A 17,824-nucleotide genomic window follows, 5' to 3' on the forward strand; every position below is an offset into this window, starting at 1 on the left:
ACTGTGTGGCTATGAGTAAACAAAAATTGACTGAACAGCAATCCGCTGTCATAAAATCAATCGGCAATCTCCGTATCAATGCAGTGGCTGGCTCGGGCAAAACCACTACCATTATTGAATATGCCGCTTCCCGGCCCAAAAATGCCCGCATCCTGTACCTGGCATTTAATAAATCGGTAAAGTTGGAAGCTACCCGCAGGTTTGAAGAGTATGGCCTTACCAATACAAAGGTGGAAACAGCGCACTCGCTGGCATACAAGCATATCGTATTCAGGTATAACTACAAAGTAAAAGCGCAAGGGTATAAGAACAGTGAGATCTGTAAGTTGCTCGATATCCGCGGCAATGAAGAAAAGCATGCAGAGTTTGTAGTGGCCAATCACATCAGTAAGTTCGTTGCTTATTTCTGCAATAGCGATAAGGCAAAAGTGCAGGACCTCAATTATCTCGATACCATTGTGGATGCAAATGCCAAGGCATTTGTGCGCTCCTATTATAAATTCATTGAGGATGGCACCCGGCTGTTGCTGGCGAAAATGGACCGCGGTGATATTGAGATCACCCACGATTTCTACCTGAAGAAATTTCAATTATCGAACCCCGACCTGCCTTACGATTACATTCTTTTTGATGAAGCGCAGGACGCTTCCGGCGCCATGCTCGATGTGTTCATGAAGCAAACGGCTATCAAAGTGATTGTGGGCGATACGCATCAACAGATCTACGGCTGGCGGCATGCGGTTAACTCGCTGGACAAAGCCAACTTCAACACCTTACAATTGTCGACCAGTTTCCGGTTCACCCAGGAAATTGCCAACCTGGCAATTGAGGTGCTGGCCTGGAAAAATCATTTGTCCGAAACCCAACCGGTTGCTATTGCAGGCAAGGGCGAAGGGAAAAAGGATACCGTTAAAGCTACCATCGCCCGCACCAATCTGGGTTTGTTGTTGAATGCCATCGATTACATTACTGATAATAAAGTAAAACACATCTATTTTGAAGGGAACATCAATTCTTACACTTATGGCGATGATGGCACTTCATTGTACGATGTATTGAATTTATACAATGGCAGTCGTGACCGCATCCGCGACCAACTGGTGGGTTCCATGAAAGACCTCGACGAACTGGAAGAGTATGTAGAGAAAACAGAAGACCACCAGCTGGCAACCATGATTGAAATTGTTCGCGAGTATGGCAATGAGGTGCATAACATTATTAAATCGTTGAAAGAATTACATACAGGTGATGAGAACAGGAACAAGGCAGAAATGATCTTTTCCACTGTGCACCGTGCAAAGGGAATGGAATATGATGTAGTGCACCTGGTAAACGATTTTCTGTCTGAGGGGAAATTGAAAGACCTGAAAGAAAAGCATAAAAGCGACAAGACCGCCTCTTTCGACACGGCCCGCCTGAGCGAGGAGATCAACCTGCTCTATGTAGCCATCACCCGCACGCGCAACAAATTATTTATCCCGGAGACGCTGTTGCCAAAGGAATTTCCTGCTTCTGCCCGGATAATCAAAGTAAAACCCAGGGGAACGGAGATTAATTATAATGCTGTTGAAAAAACAGTGTTAAAACCGGTTACTGCTAAAAAGAAACTGGTTACCACCGCGCCCAAAGAAAGAGCATACAATGTTTTAAAAAAGGATACTTCCAGGATAACCCGCAAAACCTGGACACCCGAACTGGATCATGAACTGAAAATCCATTATGATAATGGTACGTCCCTTGGGAAAATTGCTGTTCATTTCGGGACAACCAGGGGAGACATTATTTCCCGCCTCAGGAAATTAAACCACTATTTTGAAGATGAATAATAATCAACGGGTTATAATCTGTTTTTAAAAAAGAAAGGAAAATATTTGGTGAATTATACCAATCGGTATATTTTTGTGTCGTTATGACAAAAGCAGAACGTACAAGACATTTTATAGTAGAGAAGGCGGCGCCCATCATCAATAAAAAGGGAATGGCTGGCACCTCTATCAATGATATTGTTGAGGCTACAAGTCTTACAAAGGGTAGTGTGTATGGGAACTTTGAAAGTAAAGACGAGATCTGCCTGGAAGCTTTTGACTACCTGGTAAAAAGGGTAGGCGCTGATATGAGCCAGGCTATGTCGCGTGCAACCAACAACCGCGGGAAGCTGGAAGCCATTTTTGGTTATTATTTGAATAACGTAACGGCAGACAATTATGGTTGCCCGCTTTTGAATTTTGGAACGGAAGCAGACGATACCAATCCTGCGGTGAAAATAAAAGTAAACAAAGCTATTCTGCATACACAAGGCACATTTGCAAAAATAATCCGTGCAGGAATAGAAGCCGGGGAGTTTAAAGAGACGTTAGATGCTGATGCATTCGCTATAAAAGCCTTCGCCATGATCGAAGGTGGCATGTGGATCTCCCGTGTGCAGGGATCGCCTAAGCAAATGCAGCTGATCATCGACTTGTTAAGACAGGAAATTAATGACTATTGCCAATAGTCCTTTTTTTTGACCATAAATATACCGATCGGTATAAAATAAAGGAAGACAATCATTTAAAACATAATAATATGAACATCACAAACAAAACCATCCTCGTTACCGGAGGAGGTACAGGCATTGGCTTTGCTATTGCCAAAAAATTATCAGGAAATGGTAATAACATTATACTCGCCGGCAGAAGGGAAGACGTGCTGAAAGATGCCGTTGCTAAATTACCCAACGCATCTTACATAGTTACTGATGTTACGAAAGATGCTGATGTAGCCAACCTGGTTGAACAGGTAAAAAACAAATTCGGTGGGTTAGACATACTCGTAAACAATGCAGGTACCGGTTTCTATAATCCGCTGGATAGTGAATCGGGTAAGGTGTATGAAAATGCCAAATTTGAAATGGAGTTGAATTACCTGTCGGTAGTAAATCTCACTGAACGTTTTCTGCCTGTTTTGAAAGCCAGAAAAGAAGCGGCGATCGTTAATATTGAATCAATCGTTTCTTATCTGCCTTCTCTCTCAATACCTACCTATAGCGCCACTAAAGCAGCGTTGCATTCTTATGCACTGGCATTGCGGTTAACATTGGAAGCCTCGAATCCTCACATCAAAGTATTTGAAGTGTTTCCGCCATTTGTTGATACAGATCTTACCAAAGCTTTCGAGGCTGATAAATTATCACCAGATGAGGTGGCGCTGGACCTGTACAATGCATTGTTAACAGATGAGTATGCTGTAAGAAACGGACAAACAAAAGAAGTGTACCCGGCTTACCGGCAGGCCCCTGAAGTTACTTTAAAGCAGTTCAATGGAATAGAGGCTTAAAAACAAGTGAGCTTTTCAACAAACCACCTTTGAGCTCTTAAACAAAGCCGGAAAGTACTGTAAGTGCCAACTTTGTGGTAATAAAATTTATTACCATGTCAAAAGTTTGGTTTATTACAGGCAGTTCCCGGGGATTGGGAAGAGCACTTACAGAAGCAGTTTTAGCAAAAGGCGATAACGTAGCAGCTACCGCCCGCACTCCGCAACAGTTAAATGACCTCGTAACGAAATATCCGCAACAGATACTTCCGCTTAAGTTAGACGTAACAAATAAGAAAGAGATCACCACCGCTGTTGAACAGGCTGTTAAGCATTTTGGACGTATAGATGTGTTGGTGAATAATGCCGGTTTTGGCGTTATTGGCGCAGCTGAAGCGTTTACCGATGAACAGGTACGCAGTCAGCTGGAAACTAATCTCTATGCCCCTATTGAAATTACCCGGGTGGTATTGCCCTACATGCGTAAACAAAAAAGTGGCCGCATTTTACAGATCAGTTCTTTGGGTGGACGCGTAGGTAATCCTGGCGTTTCTATTTATCAGGCCGCGAAGTTTGGCTTGAGCGGATTTACAGAGGCTATATCAAAAGAGGTAGCACCGTTGGGGATCAAGGTTACTTCGGTTGAACCGGGTGGGTTCCGCACCGATTGGGCCGGTGATTCCATGAGTTACGCGCCTGCTGTGGAAGGCTATGAAACAACTGTTAATGCGCGTGCCGAGTATTTTCAAACCGGTAAATTTGTTCCTGTAGGGGATCCGGTAAAAGCTGCACAGGTAATGATAAACCTGGTTGAACATCCTGAACCGCCTATGCACCTGATCTTAGGCAGTGAAGCTGCCGGGATGTTAAAACAGGCCGATGAAAACAGGAAAGCCGAATTTGAAAAATGGCTGCCGGTTTCATTGTCAACAGATCATGATGAAGCCATCAATTTCCTGGAAACAGAATACGGGAAAGAATTGCTTGGCAAAAAAAATTGATCTTTGTATAGCATTTAAAAACCAGATCATATGGCGCAAAAGCCGTTAAGACCTGAAATTGTTTACTCCTGCTACCACCAGGTGAGTCGCGGGGGTGAACAATTTGTTCAGGACCATGTGTTGAGTTACCACGTGTCGGGCACGTTGACAGTGAATGATGGTAACCAGGAACACCAGTTTATGCCCGGTGATATTCGTTTTGTGAAAAGGAATCAGCTGGGAAAGTTTTCAAAACATCCGCCAGCCGGTGGCGTATTCAAATCCGTTTCCATTATCATAGACCAGGAAACGCTGCGCAATTTAAGTATCGAGCATGGCTATATGGCTTCCAAACACCATTCGGCCGCATCTATTTTCAAAATAGCACCCCATCCATTGGTAAAGTCGTTTATGGATTCATTACTTCCATATGAAAACCTGCCATCGGAAGAAACCAGCAGTCTGTTGGCATTGAAAGTAAAAGAAGCGGTTCTGTTATTACTGCGCAGTGAGCCTGAATTAAAAGATGTGTTGTTTGATTTTACCGAACCGGGTAAGATCGACCTGGAAGCATATATGTTGCAGCATTACCAGTTCAATGTAGGGCTTAACCGCTTTGCCTATTTAACGGGCCGTAGCCTGGCTACCTTCAAACGTGATTTTGAAAAAGTATTTCATACCAGTCCGGGCAATTGGTTATTACAAAAAAGACTGCAGGAAGCTCATTACCTCATCAAGGAAAAAGGAAACAAACCTTCTGATGTGTACCTGGAAGTAGGCTTTGAAGACCTGTCGCATTTTTCGTATGCATTTAAGAATGCATACGGCGTGGCGCCCTCGAAGATCTAGCTGGATTTTAACCAACCGGTAAATGGATTATCTTTATGCGATTTCGACCCTTTAAAATGGTTAAACCGCATGATACGACCCTTTGCACTGGCGTTAATAATATTACTGGTTGGAAATTCAGCTGTGGCGCAGGACACAGGTTTTGTATGTACTACTACAACTGCCTTGAAAGAAGTAGTGGTATCTTATCAGGCTGATAAACTTACACCGGTTACTTTCCAGAATATCAGTTCAAAAGACCTAAAAGTAAAATCTGTTGGTCAGGAACCTTCTTTTATACTGAACCAAACGCCCTCCATTACCAATTATTCCGATGCAGGTAACTCTCAGGGCTATTCCTATTTCAGAATGCGTGGAATCGATCAAACCCGGATCAACATTTCCCTGGATGGCGTTCCATTAAACGATCCGGAAGACCAGGGCGCTTATTTCTCCAATTATCCCGATCTGCTGAATTCTGTTAGCAGCATGCAGATCCAACGGGGGGCGGGTACCAGTAAGAATGGCGTGGCCAGTTATGGGGGCAGCCTGCAGTTATTCTCACCCAACCTGTACGATTCTGCCAAAACAACCATTGGTGTGGGTTATGGTTCCTTCAATAGTTTACGGGCCTTTGGAGAATACAACAGTGGTGTAAAAAACAGGAAAGCATTATACGCGCGCGTTTCGGAAGTATATGCAGATGGCTATAAATACAATTCCGCCAACAACTCCCAATCTGCCTTTGTAAGCGGCGCGTGGTTCGCCGATAAAACATCCTGGAGGTTGAACGTTCTGGCAGGGCATCAGCAAAACCAACTGGCGTGGCTGGGTGTTTCCGATACATTAATTGCCATTGACAGAAGAACAAACGGCAACAAAAACGAAAGGGATAAATTCACCCAATGGATGACACAGTTGTTGAACACATGGAGGTTGAGCTATTATTCTAACCTGCAATCGGGATTGTATTATTCTACACTGAAAGGCGGATACGATTATAATAATAATAACTTTTTGGGCCTGCCTACCACTGATAAAATGTATCACTACGCTTTTCAATCGCAGCTGGTGGGTTTTTACAGCAATTATAACCTCATATGGAATGGTCTGAATGTTACAACGGGTGCACACGGCAATATCTACAACCGCCAGCATACGTTTACCGAGAAAACGTTGGGACAATTGTATACAAACACCGGCTATAAGAACGAGGCCAGTGCGTTTGTAAAGGCGGTGTATAATATAAGTTGGCTTTCTTTGTTTACCGATCTTCAATATCGCTATACTGAGTTCGATTACCAGGGAACCGTGCATTTAAACAAACTGAACTGGAATTTCTTCAATCCCAAAGTAGGAGCAAGCATTCAAATAAATCCTGATGTGGTTGCCTATTACAGCGTTGCCCGCACGGGCCGTGAACCAACAAGAAATGACCTGTTCCTGGGTAATGATGATCTGCTGGCTGATAGTATAGGTAATCCATTAATTTCCTCTCCAGCTGCTGAATTTGTAGTAGACCATGAAGCGGGGCTACGGTTCCGGTCAAAACATTGGAACGTCAACCTCAACTGGTATTACATGAATTTTGAAAATGAGATCGTGCTCAACGGAAAATTCGGACCAAACGGATTGGCGCTTACCAATAATGTAGAGAAAAGCTTCAGAACAGGTGTTGAATTAAGTGCTGCTTTTCATTTGGACCAGCATTTTACATTCACCAACAATTCATCTTACAATCATAGCCGCATAAAGGAACAAAAAGTAAAATTCAGTCCGGTTCTTACCCCTGCTGTAATTATTAACCAGGAAGCTGCCTATGCGTACAGGAACTTTTCTATAGCGATGACGGTACGCTACCAGGATAAATCATTCATTGATTTCGCCAACACTTCCTCAATAAATGGATATACTTTACTGAATAGCCGGGTGGGTTATAATTACAGAAAATTCGAGTTTGCCATTTTTGCCAACAACCTCACCAATGCCAAATACTTTAATAACGGCTATGTGGACTATGATGGAAGCAAAAAGTATTTTGTACAGGCGCCAACCACCGTATACGCTTCTGTAAAAGTTACCTTATGATGCATTTTTTCGATATCGGGAATATTGCTGTCTCAGTTATGGGCTATCCCATCAGCTGGGTAGAACTGATCGGCACCCTGTTTGGGCTGATCTCCGTGTTCTACGCTTCCCGGGCAAATATTCTGACCTGGCCCACGGGCATCATTAATGAATTGTTTTTGTTTATCCTGTTCTTCCAGGTGCAGTTGTATGCAGATATGTTTTTACAGGTGTACTTTTTTATTGTTACCATCTATGGCTGGTATAACTGGAAAACCAACACTGTTGAAAAGAAAGTCTCTGCTACCACAGCTAAAGGCAGGTTAGTACTTATTGCAGCTACCGCAGTGGGCACTGTGGCGTTTGGTTACCTGTTTCAGCATATTCATATTTTGTTGCCCGCCTATTTTAAAACACCGGCAGCTTATCCATTCGCCGATTCCTTTGTTATGATCTTAAGTATTCTTGCTACCATCTTATTGGCAAGAAAAAAGCTGGAGAACTGGGTGTTATGGATTACGGGGGATGTGGTGTGCGTGGTGTTGTATTTCAAAAAGCAAATCTATTTTCTTTCCCTTGAGTACCTGATTTTTTTAGGGTTAGCGTCATATGGCTTGTATCACTGGAACAAAACAATGAAAAATGGTTAAGGGGTTTGTGTTTGGGAAGTTTTTACCCTTTCATAAGGGGCATGAGGCGATGATGCGTTTTGCGTTGCGCCATTGTGATTTCCTTACCGTATTGGTGTGCGCCAGTGATAAAGAGACCATTTCAGGTGAGTTGAGAAAAGACTGGATCGAAAAAACTTTCCCGGTACCCAAAAATGTGGAGGTAAGGGTGCTGGATTATAAGGAAGATGAACTGCCCAATTCCTCCGTTTCTTCCAAAGAAATTTCCAGGATCTGGGCTACTGTCTTTAAAAACCTGTTTCCTGATTATTCGTTGCTGGTTACATCGGAGCAGTACGGTTACTACCTGGCGGAGTATATGAATATACAACACCTGCCGTTTGATCTGCCTAAAACGCTGGTACCGGTTTCGGCCACGTCTGTCCGCAATGAACTGTTGGCGAACTGGCAATTTGTTCCCGATGCGGTGCGGCGCGATTTGGTGAATAAAGTAGTGATCCTGGGAACAGAATCAACAGGCAAAACAACCCTGACGGAAAAACTCGCGGCTTATTTTAATTGCAATAAAGTAATGGAAGCGGGCAGGGACCTCATTCCCGATTCCAATGATTTCAGCATAAATGATCTGCACCTGGTAGCCAGGGAGCATGCCCGGCGAATTGATGAAGCGGCTGATGGCAGCAGTCCGCTCGTTATTATCGATACCGACATTCATATCACGAAATCTTACTGCCGGTTTAGTTTTGAGCAGGACCTTGAAGTGCCTGCTGCTGTCTATCATTCCAATCAGGCACAGCTCTATTTGTATTTGAAGAACGATGTTGAATATTTTCAGGATGGTACCAGGTTGAGCCGGGAAGAGCGCGACCGGCTGGATAGTTTTCACCGGCAGGTATTGCGTGAAGCCAATATTAACCTGGTAGAAATTACCGGTAATTGGGAAGAACGTTTTCAACTGGCTGTAGCGCAGGTAAAGAAATTGATTACATTACAATATATCTATGCTTAATATTCAATTTGGGATTGATATACTGCTGGCGCAACAGCCGCACTGGAAACGCAAACGCATTGCCCTGGTGACCAATCATGCGGCTACTACCAACTGTTTTGCTCCATCCCGGTTGGCTTTATTACAGCATGGGTTTAATATCGTAAAATTATTCTCGCCTGAACATGGACTCGATACTACCGGCGCTGACGGCCATGCAATGGGCAATTCAACCGACCCGCTTACTCATTTGCCGGTAGTTAGTTTGTATGGCGATAAACTGGCGCCCGCCCCTGAAGACCTCATTGACATTGACGTGGTGTTGTTCGATATTCCCGATATCGGCAGCCGGTTCTATACCTACTTATGGACGATGACGCATGTGCTGGAAGCCTGTGCTGTTTATAATCTTCCCTTTATAGTTGCCGACAGGCCCAACCCGGTTTCGGGTAATTTAAGGCTGGCCGAAGGCCCTATGCTCGATGAAGTACACTGTAGTAGTTTCATCGGCCGCTGGTCTATCCCGGTACGGCATAGTTGTACCATGGGAGAGCTGGCAAAATACTTTAACGCCACAAGAAATATTAATTGTGAGCTGGAAGTAATTCCGTGTAACTATTGGCAGCGGGATATATATTATACTGAATGGAGCCATTCATTTGTGCCCTTATCGCCAGCCATACCGGGCTTTGAATCGGCATTGTTGTATCCGGGGTTATGCTACCTTGAAGCTACCAATTGCAGCGAGGGGAGGGGTACGGCCACGCCTTTTCGCATAGCGGGTGCGCCCTGGATGCAGGCCAATGAAACTGCCCGGCTGTTTAATTCCATGCAGGCTGCCAATGCAAACAGTGTATACGCCCGGCCAATTATGTATACACCAACCGAAGGTAAATATGTGGGGCAGCGCTGTAACGGTATAATGCTGCATGTTACCGATCCAAATGCTTTTCTACCGGTAACCATAGGTTGGTTACTTATCAGGATTATAAAAGAACTGCATCCACAACATTTTCAGTGGGCGACTTATCCTACACATGTAAATCCCTCCGGTAAAAACCATCTCGATCTTTTGTCGGGCATCTCAGGCACCCCAATCCTTTTTGAAACAGCCTTAGCTGATTTTACAGATGCTGTAAGGGAACATATTGAACTCAAAGATTGGTTCTTACGTATTCAACCTCATTTGATGTACATATAGTAACGTTAGATGAAGATTTATTTTTGGTAGTAATGGTACTGTGTTCCGTCAATTATTGTTAAACGGACAAGTAACCGACATCTCTACTATCGGCTGCCCTAAGGGCTGGTACCTGGCCAATATCAGAACAGTTGATGGCGCTGCCGCAACCTACAAGGTGATAGTACAATAAAGGATAACCAGATAGGATGTAACAAAATCCCCCGGGTATATACCGGGGCTTTTTTATTAAGGAGCACTGTTCGTAATTATACGATAATTACATCGCTTAGAAGCACGGGAATAGGTATTTACAAGAATTACTTAAAGAAAGAGTAAAAATGCAATACAGTTGGAATGCAATTTGTAATAATGGGGACAGGATATTCAAAGGATATTGGATTTAAAACGGGGGCGTTATTTTTATCTTGCCCCCTCTTTTTAAGACTAATATCTTTTCAAAATATAAATGCTTACTTCCTGGATCCGTACCCGCATCATGCCAATGCCTTGGTTATGTTTATGGCATGATGATAGAACCGTTTTTATAACGCTGAATAATCAACGCTAACCGCCGGTATTGCTGGCGCGTAGTTGACAGCGTTTGTTGTTACCTTTCCTTGAACGTTTCTGATACCATTAATAAAAGAGTCCCGTTCAGTTTATCTGGGCGGGACTCTTTGCGTATAGTCTAAAGGTTTTTATTTGTGTAAAGATCAATTTATTTATTACCTGCCAGAAGTATTTCTACGTAATAAAAGTGTGAATCCATAAAAAAAGGCTGCCCCTTTCAGGAACAGCCCTAATAAGTATACGTACCAGTTAGATTATTTACTTTCTTCCGGGATACTCTTTCAATGCCTGTTGTAAACAGTCCATCGCTTTATTAAGATCATTTACATTTAATACATACGCCAGCCGCACTTCGTTTTTACCCAGTCCTGGAGTACCATAAAAACCACTCGCAGGGGCCAGCATCAACGTTTGTCCGTTATAAGAGAACGATTCCAGCAACCATTGACAAAACACATCGGCATCGTCGATGGGTAAACGTGCCATGGCATAAAACGCACCACGCGGGTTGGGACAGGTAACGCCGGGCATATCGTTCAACCGCTTTACCAGCACATCGCGGCGTTTCTGGTATTCGGCTTTGGTCGCATCAAAATAATTGTCGGGCAGGTCAACGGCAGCCTCACCCAGGATCTGGGCAAATGAGGGCGGACTTAACCTTGCCTGGGCAAATTTCATCACGGCATCCAGCACCTGTTTATTTTTTGTTACCAGGGCTCCAATACGGCCGCCGCAGGCGCTGTATCGTTTGGAGATGGTATCCATCAGGATCACATTTTCTTCAATGCCTGCTAAATGCATGGCGCTTACATTTTCCCCGCCATAGCAAAATTCGCGGTAAGCTTCATCCGAGAACAGGTACAGATTGTGTTTCTGAACGATCTGTTTCAGCGTTTCCATTTCTTCCCGGCTGTATAAATAACCTGTGGGGTTATTGGGATTGCAAATAAGAATGGCTTTGGTTTTGGGTGTTACCAGTTCTTCAATGGCAGAAATAGGCGGTAAGGCAAAACCTTTATCTATATGTGAGGTTACAGGCACGACTTTAACGCCTGCAGCTACGGCAAAGCCATTATAATTGGCGTAGAAGGGTTCGGGGATAATTACTTCATCACCTGGGTCCAAACAGGCCATAAAGCCAAATAAAATGGCTTCAGAGCCACCGGTTGTTACAATGATCTGGGTATGGTCTGCTTCAATCCCGTTCTTTTTATAATACTGTACCAGCTTGCGGCGGTAGCTTTCATTACCGGCGCTGTGGCTATATTCAAGTACTTTAAAATCGGCATGACGAACAGCATCCAGGATCGGCTCCGGCGTTTCAATATCGGGCTGGCCGATGTTCAGGTGATATACTTTTGTGCCCCGCTTTTTAGCTCCTTCAGCGAATGGCACCAGTTTACGTATAGGTGATGGCGGCATCAGTTGGCCGCGACTACTAAGTGTTAGCATTTCGCAAATATAGGGTACTGGTTTTATGTTCAAAATGCTTTGTTTCTGGTTGAGAATGTGGTATTTACAAAAAATACTGTTCTGGTAGACTGGTTTATTTAATGCATGGTGACAGTCAACGGATTACATCCAGCACAAACAAGCATGGCGAACAATGGGTTTTAAAAAAAAGTCCTCCCGGCATTTGCCGGGAGGACCAGTTATTTATCGATTATTACTTTTCTACTTCAGAAAAATTAACCTTTTTTAGTTTCTTTTTCGTAATTGGCGTAGTCTTCAGCTTTCAGCACTTCGCCAGTAATTTTCAATTCCAAAGGTTGGTCTACCCCGGCTACTTTTACATATATAGTTTTATTAAAGGGGCCGGCGGCCGCCGCATTGAAACCGGCAGTGATTTTATCTTCTTTACCTTTTGCAACAGGAGCTTCAGGTTTTGTAGGGGTTGTGCAACCGCAGGAAGCAGTAGCTGATTCAATAACTACGGGTTTATCGGTAATATTAGAGAATGCGAATGCATATGTAACGGGTGTACCTTGTTTGATTTTGCCAAAGTCGTGCGTTACATCCTTAAACTTAACAAAGCTATCCGCCTTTTTAACAGTTGCAGGCGCCGCAGTCTGAGCAAATACACCAGCAGATAAGATCAATGCTGCAAATGCTAATACGAAACTTTTCATGTGTTTATGTTTTTTAATTGTTTTTCAATAACGATAAAGACGCATTCACGGGTGCCGAGGTTGCCGGACCTTTAAAAACGTTACCTGTAATCGTCAATGTCTTGAATTGGTGATTATTGTATGTAATGGTAATCGTTTTTGTGAACTGGCCTTCCGCTGCGGCATTGTAACCTACTTTAATGGTGCTGGTAGCGCCGGGTTGAATGGCGTCTTTGCTCCATTCAGGAGTAGTGCAACCGCAGGATGCCTGTACATTTTCCAGCATCAGGGGTTCTTTACCAGTGTTTACGAGCTCAAAGTTATGGGTAACAGGCCTTCCTTGTTGAATTTTTCCAAAGTCATAAGAGGTTTCCTTTAACTGAATAACCTCCACTGGTTTTGTTTCAACCGGCTTTGTATTTGCTGCCGTTTGAGCTTTGGTAACCAGCGTGACTGTTGCCAGGCAAACCAGTAAAAACAATCTCTTCATACGTACAAATTTTAAGGTTTTTGGTTGGTATTGGCTAAACTACACAATCTCCGGCTATTTCCGGGATAAAAAATGGTCCCTTTTTCTATCAATGGGAATAACTCATTCAACCATAACGTGTTCAAAATTACATTTTTAACGAGCTATTGACCAATTATTTTTTTGGCTTGTGACATTTTTTTAACAACCCCTCAAAATGGCATTAGAATTAATACTTTTGTCGCATGGAAAATAGCACTCACAATCAATCGCTTGCCGGCGAGAAGCTGTCTTTCGATAAATTTCGCGAAGAAGTATTAAATGACTATCGCCTGGCCTGCGAAAGCCGGGAGGTTAGTTTGCTGGGTCGGAAAGAAGTACTTACCGGTAAAGCCAAGTTTGGCATTTTTGGTGATGGCAAAGAGATAGCGCAAATTGCGGCTTCCAAATTTTTCCAGCCCGGCGATTTCCTGTCGGGTTATTATCGCGATCAAACGTTTGCTTTTGCCACCGGCCAGGCCACCATTGAAGAATTCTTTTCACAACTGTATGCCGATCCTGATACGGCGAATGACCCCCATAGTGGCGGCAGGCAAATGAACGCTCATTTTGCCACTGCCATCGTTGATAAGCAGGGGGAATGGCTTGACCTGGTTAACCGGAAAAACATTGCTGCCGGTTTGGCGCCTACTGCCGGACAAATGCCGCGTGCATTGGGTATGGCCCTGGCTTCCAAATTTTTCCGTCATTCAGATGTGCTGAAAGACCTGACTCACCTGAGCAACAACGGAAATGAGATCTGTTTCTGTACTATCGGCGATGCGTCTACGTCTGAAGGGCACTTCTGGGAAGCCCTGAATGCTGCCGGTGTTATGCAAATACCGCTGGCTGTTTTTGTATGGGACGATGGATACGGTATTTCCGTTCCGCGCCGCTTGCAAACCATAAAAGGATCAATTTCTGAAGCCATGCGTGGTATGCAACGCAAGGATAATACCAATGGTTTTGATATATATAAAGTAAAAGCCTGGGATTATGCAGGCATGTGTGAAGTGTTTGAATCGGCCATCCGCCGCATGCGCGAAACACATATTCCTGCCTTGTTCCATGTGGAGGAAGTAACCCAACCGCAAGGCCATTCCACTTCGGGCAGCCACGAACGGTATAAAACACCGGAGCGCCTGGCCTGGGAACGCGAATGGGATGGAAATAAAAAAATGCGGGAATGGCTGCTCGAAAATACCCTGGCCAGTGAAGAAGAGCTGGAAGAAATTGAGACCAGGGCCAAAGAATTGGTGCGTCAAAGTAAAGTGCGGGCCTGGGAAAAGTACATTTCACCTATCAGGCAGTTGGTAGCCCGGTGCATGGAAACGCTCGATTCCCTGATTGGGCATGGCGCTGATACCACCGGCGAAATAGCTGCTGCGAAAAATACTTTGGCCGCTAACCGCGAGCCATTGCGTAAAGATGTTATTCAGGCTTTACACAAAGCCATTCTGGCGGCTGGTGGTTCGCATTTGATCGCTGAAGCGAAAGAGTTCTACCAGCAATTGAAAAAAGAAGGGTACAAAACTTACGGTAGTTATTTGTACGATGAAAGTCCGAAGAGCCCGATGAAGATAACTACCACGCCATTGGAATTTGCCCATGACGCACCCAGCATGAACGGGTATGAGATCCTGAATCATTATTTCGATGAACTGTTTGCCAGGAATCCTAAAGTGGTGGCCTTCGGCGAAGATGTGGGTAAGATTGGTGACGTGAACCAGGGTTTTTCCGGCTTACAGAATAAATACGGCGAGAACCGCATTTTCGATACTTCTATCCGCGAGTTAACCATCATTGGACAGGGAATAGGGCTGGCTTATCGCGGTCTGCGGCCCATAGCCGAAATTCAGTACATCGATTACATGTTATACGGTCTGCAACAATTGAGCGATAATGCCTCTACCCTGTATTGGCGTACCAAAGGCCGTCAGGCTTGTCCGCTCATTGTACGTACACGTGGTCACCGCCTCGAAGGCATCTGGCACAGTGGTTCACCCATGGGTATGATGCTGCATTCGCTGCGTGGGATGCATATTTGTGTTCCGCGTAACATGGTGCAGGCGGCAGGTATGTATAATACCTTATTATCAGGTAACGATCCCGGTATTGTAGTGGAATGTTTGAATGGCTACCGGTTGAAAGAAAAATTACCAAGCAATATTGTTGATTATAAAGTAGCGCTGGGTGTACCTGAAGTTATTCGTGAGGGTACCGATATTACCATTGTTTCCTACGGCAGTGTGCTGCGCATCATTAGTGAAGCGGCTGAGATCCTGGAAAACGCTGATATCAGTTGCGAGATCATCGACGTGCAAACGCTGTTGCCATTCGATGTGAACCATCTTATTCTGGACTCACTGAAAAAGACCAATCGCATTGTGTTTGTTGATGAAGACGTGCCTGGTGGCGCTGCGGGTTATATGTACAACAAAGTACTGGAAGAGCAGGGCGGTTATCGCTGGCTCGATGTGTCGCCCCGCACCATTACCAGTCAGGCGCACAGGCCCAGTTACGGCAGCGATGGCGATTACTTCAGCAAACCAAACGTAGAGCAGATTGTTGATGTGATCCAGGAGATGATGAGTGAATAGTCAATAGCCAATAGGCAAAGGGGTCTGGTTAGTCGGTTTATGTTAATAAACGGCTAACTATGGCAGTAAAAAACTTTAGAGAAACAAGAGTATATAAATTAGCCTTTGATTGCTTGCAAATACATAAGTCAGGAAAAATTTAAAGCATTATTACATAAAAATCAAGAAACAGGCAGGCTTTTAGGTCATATGATTAACAATCCCCATAAATACTAATTGTATTTTTTGTCTATTGCCTATTGTCAATTGCCTATTTTGAATTGTCCAATGCCCTTTTGCTATGAAACTAACCCTTTACCAAATTGATGCCTTCACAAATCACCTGTTCGGAGGTAACCCGGCAGCCGTTATTCCATTGGAAGAATGGATCAGTGATAGCCTGATGCAGCGACTGGCTATGGAGAATAACCTGAGCGAAACTGTTTTCTTTGTGCCCTCAAAGAAACCGGATGCCGATTTTGAGATCCGTTGGTTTACTCCGGTATCGGAGATCAATCTGTGCGGACATGCCACCCTGGCTTCCGCCTTTGTTTTATACCATGTAATGGGCTATGGTTTCCCGGCTATCCGTTTTCAGTCAAAAAGCGGCATCCTGGTGGTAACCAAAAATTTCGACAGGATCAGTATGGACTTCCCCGCCTGGAAACCGGAACCGCTTGCCGATGTGCCGGCCGAATTAGCGACTGCCCTCGGCAACCTTACCATCACCAGCGTGTATAAATACCGCGATTACCTGGTTGAAGTGGCCGATGAGAACATGGTTCAATTGTGCCAGCCTGATTTTACCTTATTAAAAAAGCTGGGGCATAAAGTGATCCTCACTGCTAAAGGAAGCAAGGCTGATTTTGTATCGAGGTTCTTTGCACCAACCGTAGGTGTTGATGAAGATCCGGTAACCGGGTCGGCTCATTCGCAACTGATACCTTACTGGTCAGAAAAACTGGGTAAAAAATCGATGTACGCCAAACAGCTGTCGAAACGTGGTGGCGACTTGTGGGTTGAATACCTGGGCGACCGGGTAACCATCGCCGGTCAGTGCGTATTCTTTATGAAAGGCGAAATTGATTTATAAATATTATTATTTGTGCTAACAGCTACCGAAAAACGATTTATAAAATATTGGGAAGATCAGCGACAGGGTGGCAGGGTAAAATATTCCCTGTTATATATTATTACTGGTTCGTTTGTGGCCACCCTGGTGCTTTCTTTTTTATCGATGATGGTGGGAATAGATCTGCCAACCAACCTCGTGCTGATCGCTGTTGGAAGTTTTTGTATAGTTACCATCGCTACCCTGTTCAGCTGGTGGCATAATGAAAAGAAATTTAAGAAGATCATTCAGCGGGAGATCAGGGAAGGGATAAAACGGGATGAATCAATGGACAATAGCCAATAGCCAAGAAGAGCTTTGCCAATTGTCTATTGCCTATTAAAGCTACTTAGCACTCCAATAGTCATTCAAGAAATCTATCTTTTTCTTCAATACTTGGTATTTGGCAGGCGTCCTTCTTTCCAAATAGTTTATAGCGGTTGGTGGCAATGAGTTTATACAGGCCATCGCGAATAGGCTGGGGCACGTAAATAAACACATACAACAATTGCCAGCCACGCCCCAGGTACCGTAACATCCGCAACACGGCTGTAGAACGGGTGTATAAAACATTTCCTTCAATCAACATAAAAGAATGGAACTGGTCGGCAGGCAGGTGATATTTTCGCAGGTATTCCTGGCCGGTTTTCCCCTGCAATGACCCAAAGAGGAATCGCTTTTTCTTATCTCTTTTTAAAAGAAACTGCACCGTTCCGCTGCATAAATTACATACCCCATCAAAGAGTATTATATATTTCGATTTGATTCCGGACATGAGGATCAAAATTACGGGTCATTCTGTAAATTATTTTCATCGTGTTTTCAGTTTAAAACGATGCGCCACCAACTGAAAACACCCCATTTTCAGTTAGAAACAACAGCGGAATAACTGAAATCACCCCGTTTTCAGTTTAAAACAGTGCGCTATCAACTGAAATCACCCTGTTTTCAGTTGAAAACAACAGCGGAATAACTGAAA

At 44.1% G+C, this 17,824-nt stretch carries 17 protein-coding genes; 13 read left to right on the plus strand and 4 right to left on the minus strand.

The features are described from left to right. The first annotated feature begins 11 nt into the window (after positions 1–11). The 10 genes from NIAKO_RS01375 (at position 12) to NIAKO_RS39510 (ending at position 10,159) form a co-directional block, all read left to right on the plus strand. Positions 12–1,826 carry a UvrD-helicase domain-containing protein gene (locus tag NIAKO_RS01375; protein WP_014216590.1) on the plus strand — a complete coding sequence of 605 codons (1,815 nt, stop codon included), beginning with the start codon at positions 12–14 and terminating at the stop codon, positions 1,824–1,826. Positions 1,827–1,909: 83 nt separating this feature from the next. Further along, positions 1,910–2,494: a TetR/AcrR family transcriptional regulator gene (locus NIAKO_RS01380; RefSeq protein WP_014216591.1), complete on the plus strand. Its 585-nt coding sequence runs from the start codon at positions 1,910–1,912 to the stop codon at positions 2,492–2,494. A 71-nt stretch (positions 2,495–2,565) separates the two neighbouring features. Next, entirely contained in the window at positions 2,566–3,315 is a 750-nt protein-coding gene (locus NIAKO_RS01385; protein WP_014216592.1) for an SDR family oxidoreductase, read from the plus strand. 95 nt (positions 3,316–3,410) lie between these two features. Beyond that, a complete protein-coding gene (locus NIAKO_RS01390) occupies positions 3,411–4,295 on the plus strand; it encodes an oxidoreductase (RefSeq protein ID WP_014216593.1) in 885 nt (294 codons plus the stop codon). 30 nt (positions 4,296–4,325) lie between these two features. Then, positions 4,326–5,123 carry a helix-turn-helix domain-containing protein gene (locus NIAKO_RS01395; protein WP_014216594.1) on the plus strand — a complete coding sequence of 266 codons (798 nt, stop codon included), beginning with the start codon at positions 4,326–4,328 and terminating at the stop codon, positions 5,121–5,123. A gap of 69 nt (positions 5,124–5,192) precedes the next feature. Beyond that, the gene (locus NIAKO_RS01400; protein WP_014216595.1) at positions 5,193–7,190 is read left to right on the plus strand and encodes a TonB-dependent receptor; all 1,998 of its coding nucleotides are present in this window, start codon (positions 5,193–5,195) and stop codon (positions 7,188–7,190) included. Beyond that, entirely contained in the window at positions 7,187–7,819 is a 633-nt protein-coding gene (gene pnuC / locus NIAKO_RS01405; protein ID WP_242675507.1) for a nicotinamide riboside transporter PnuC, read from the plus strand. Before NIAKO_RS01400 ends, pnuC begins: the two co-directional genes overlap by 4 nt. Further along, complete coding sequence (locus NIAKO_RS01410; protein ID WP_014216597.1) at positions 7,812–8,807, plus strand: AAA family ATPase; 996 nt, start codon at positions 7,812–7,814, stop codon at positions 8,805–8,807. Before pnuC ends, NIAKO_RS01410 begins: the two co-directional genes overlap by 8 nt. 67 nt (positions 8,808–8,874) lie before the next feature. Beyond that, complete coding sequence (locus NIAKO_RS01415) at positions 8,875–9,987, plus strand: exo-beta-N-acetylmuramidase NamZ family protein (protein WP_394365482.1); 1,113 nt, start codon at positions 8,875–8,877, stop codon at positions 9,985–9,987. 40 nt (positions 9,988–10,027) lie between these two features. Continuing rightward, positions 10,028–10,159 carry a hypothetical protein gene (locus NIAKO_RS39510; protein WP_262493746.1) on the plus strand — a complete coding sequence of 44 codons (132 nt, stop codon included), beginning with the start codon at positions 10,028–10,030 and terminating at the stop codon, positions 10,157–10,159. Positions 10,160–10,797: 638 nt separating this feature from the next. Here the strand turns inward: NIAKO_RS39510 and NIAKO_RS01420 are convergent. The 3 genes from NIAKO_RS01420 to NIAKO_RS01430 all read right to left on the minus strand — a co-directional run bounded on the left by NIAKO_RS01420 (position 10,798) and on the right by NIAKO_RS01430 (position 13,137). Beyond that, positions 10,798–11,991 (minus strand): pyridoxal phosphate-dependent aminotransferase, encoded by a 1,194-nt coding sequence (locus NIAKO_RS01420; protein ID WP_041346191.1) that lies wholly within the window; start codon positions 11,989–11,991, stop codon positions 10,798–10,800. A 236-nt stretch (positions 11,992–12,227) separates the two neighbouring features. Continuing rightward, a complete protein-coding gene (locus tag NIAKO_RS01425; protein WP_014216600.1) occupies positions 12,228–12,668 on the minus strand; it encodes a DUF1573 domain-containing protein in 441 nt (146 codons plus the stop codon). Between the two features lie 13 nt (positions 12,669–12,681). Then, the gene (locus tag NIAKO_RS01430) at positions 12,682–13,137 is read right to left on the minus strand and encodes a DUF1573 domain-containing protein (protein ID WP_014216601.1); all 456 of its coding nucleotides are present in this window, start codon (positions 13,135–13,137) and stop codon (positions 12,682–12,684) included. A 224-nt stretch (positions 13,138–13,361) separates the two neighbouring features. Here NIAKO_RS01430 and NIAKO_RS01435 point away from each other — a divergent pair, with 224 nt between their 5' ends. The 3 genes from NIAKO_RS01435 to NIAKO_RS01445 all read left to right on the plus strand — a co-directional run bounded on the left by NIAKO_RS01435 (position 13,362) and on the right by NIAKO_RS01445 (position 17,151). Then, complete coding sequence (locus NIAKO_RS01435; protein ID WP_014216602.1) at positions 13,362–15,755, plus strand: alpha-ketoacid dehydrogenase subunit alpha/beta; 2,394 nt, start codon at positions 13,362–13,364, stop codon at positions 15,753–15,755. Between the two features lie 280 nt (positions 15,756–16,035). Further along, complete coding sequence (locus NIAKO_RS01440; RefSeq protein WP_014216603.1) at positions 16,036–16,827, plus strand: PhzF family phenazine biosynthesis protein; 792 nt, start codon at positions 16,036–16,038, stop codon at positions 16,825–16,827. Positions 16,828–16,839: 12 nt separating this feature from the next. Beyond that, positions 16,840–17,151, plus strand: a complete 312-nt coding sequence (locus tag NIAKO_RS01445; RefSeq protein WP_014216604.1) for a DUF2304 domain-containing protein — start codon at positions 16,840–16,842, stop codon at positions 17,149–17,151. A gap of 58 nt (positions 17,152–17,209) precedes the next feature. Here the strand turns inward: NIAKO_RS01445 and NIAKO_RS01450 are convergent, their stop codons facing one another. Further along, the gene (locus tag NIAKO_RS01450; protein ID WP_014216605.1) at positions 17,210–17,620 is read right to left on the minus strand and encodes a thiol-disulfide oxidoreductase DCC family protein; all 411 of its coding nucleotides are present in this window, start codon (positions 17,618–17,620) and stop codon (positions 17,210–17,212) included. Positions 17,621–17,824 lie beyond the last annotated feature (204 nt).

The organism is Niastella koreensis GR20-10 (assembly GCF_000246855.1).
GTDB classification, from domain to species: domain Bacteria; phylum Bacteroidota; class Bacteroidia; order Chitinophagales; family Chitinophagaceae; genus Niastella; species Niastella koreensis.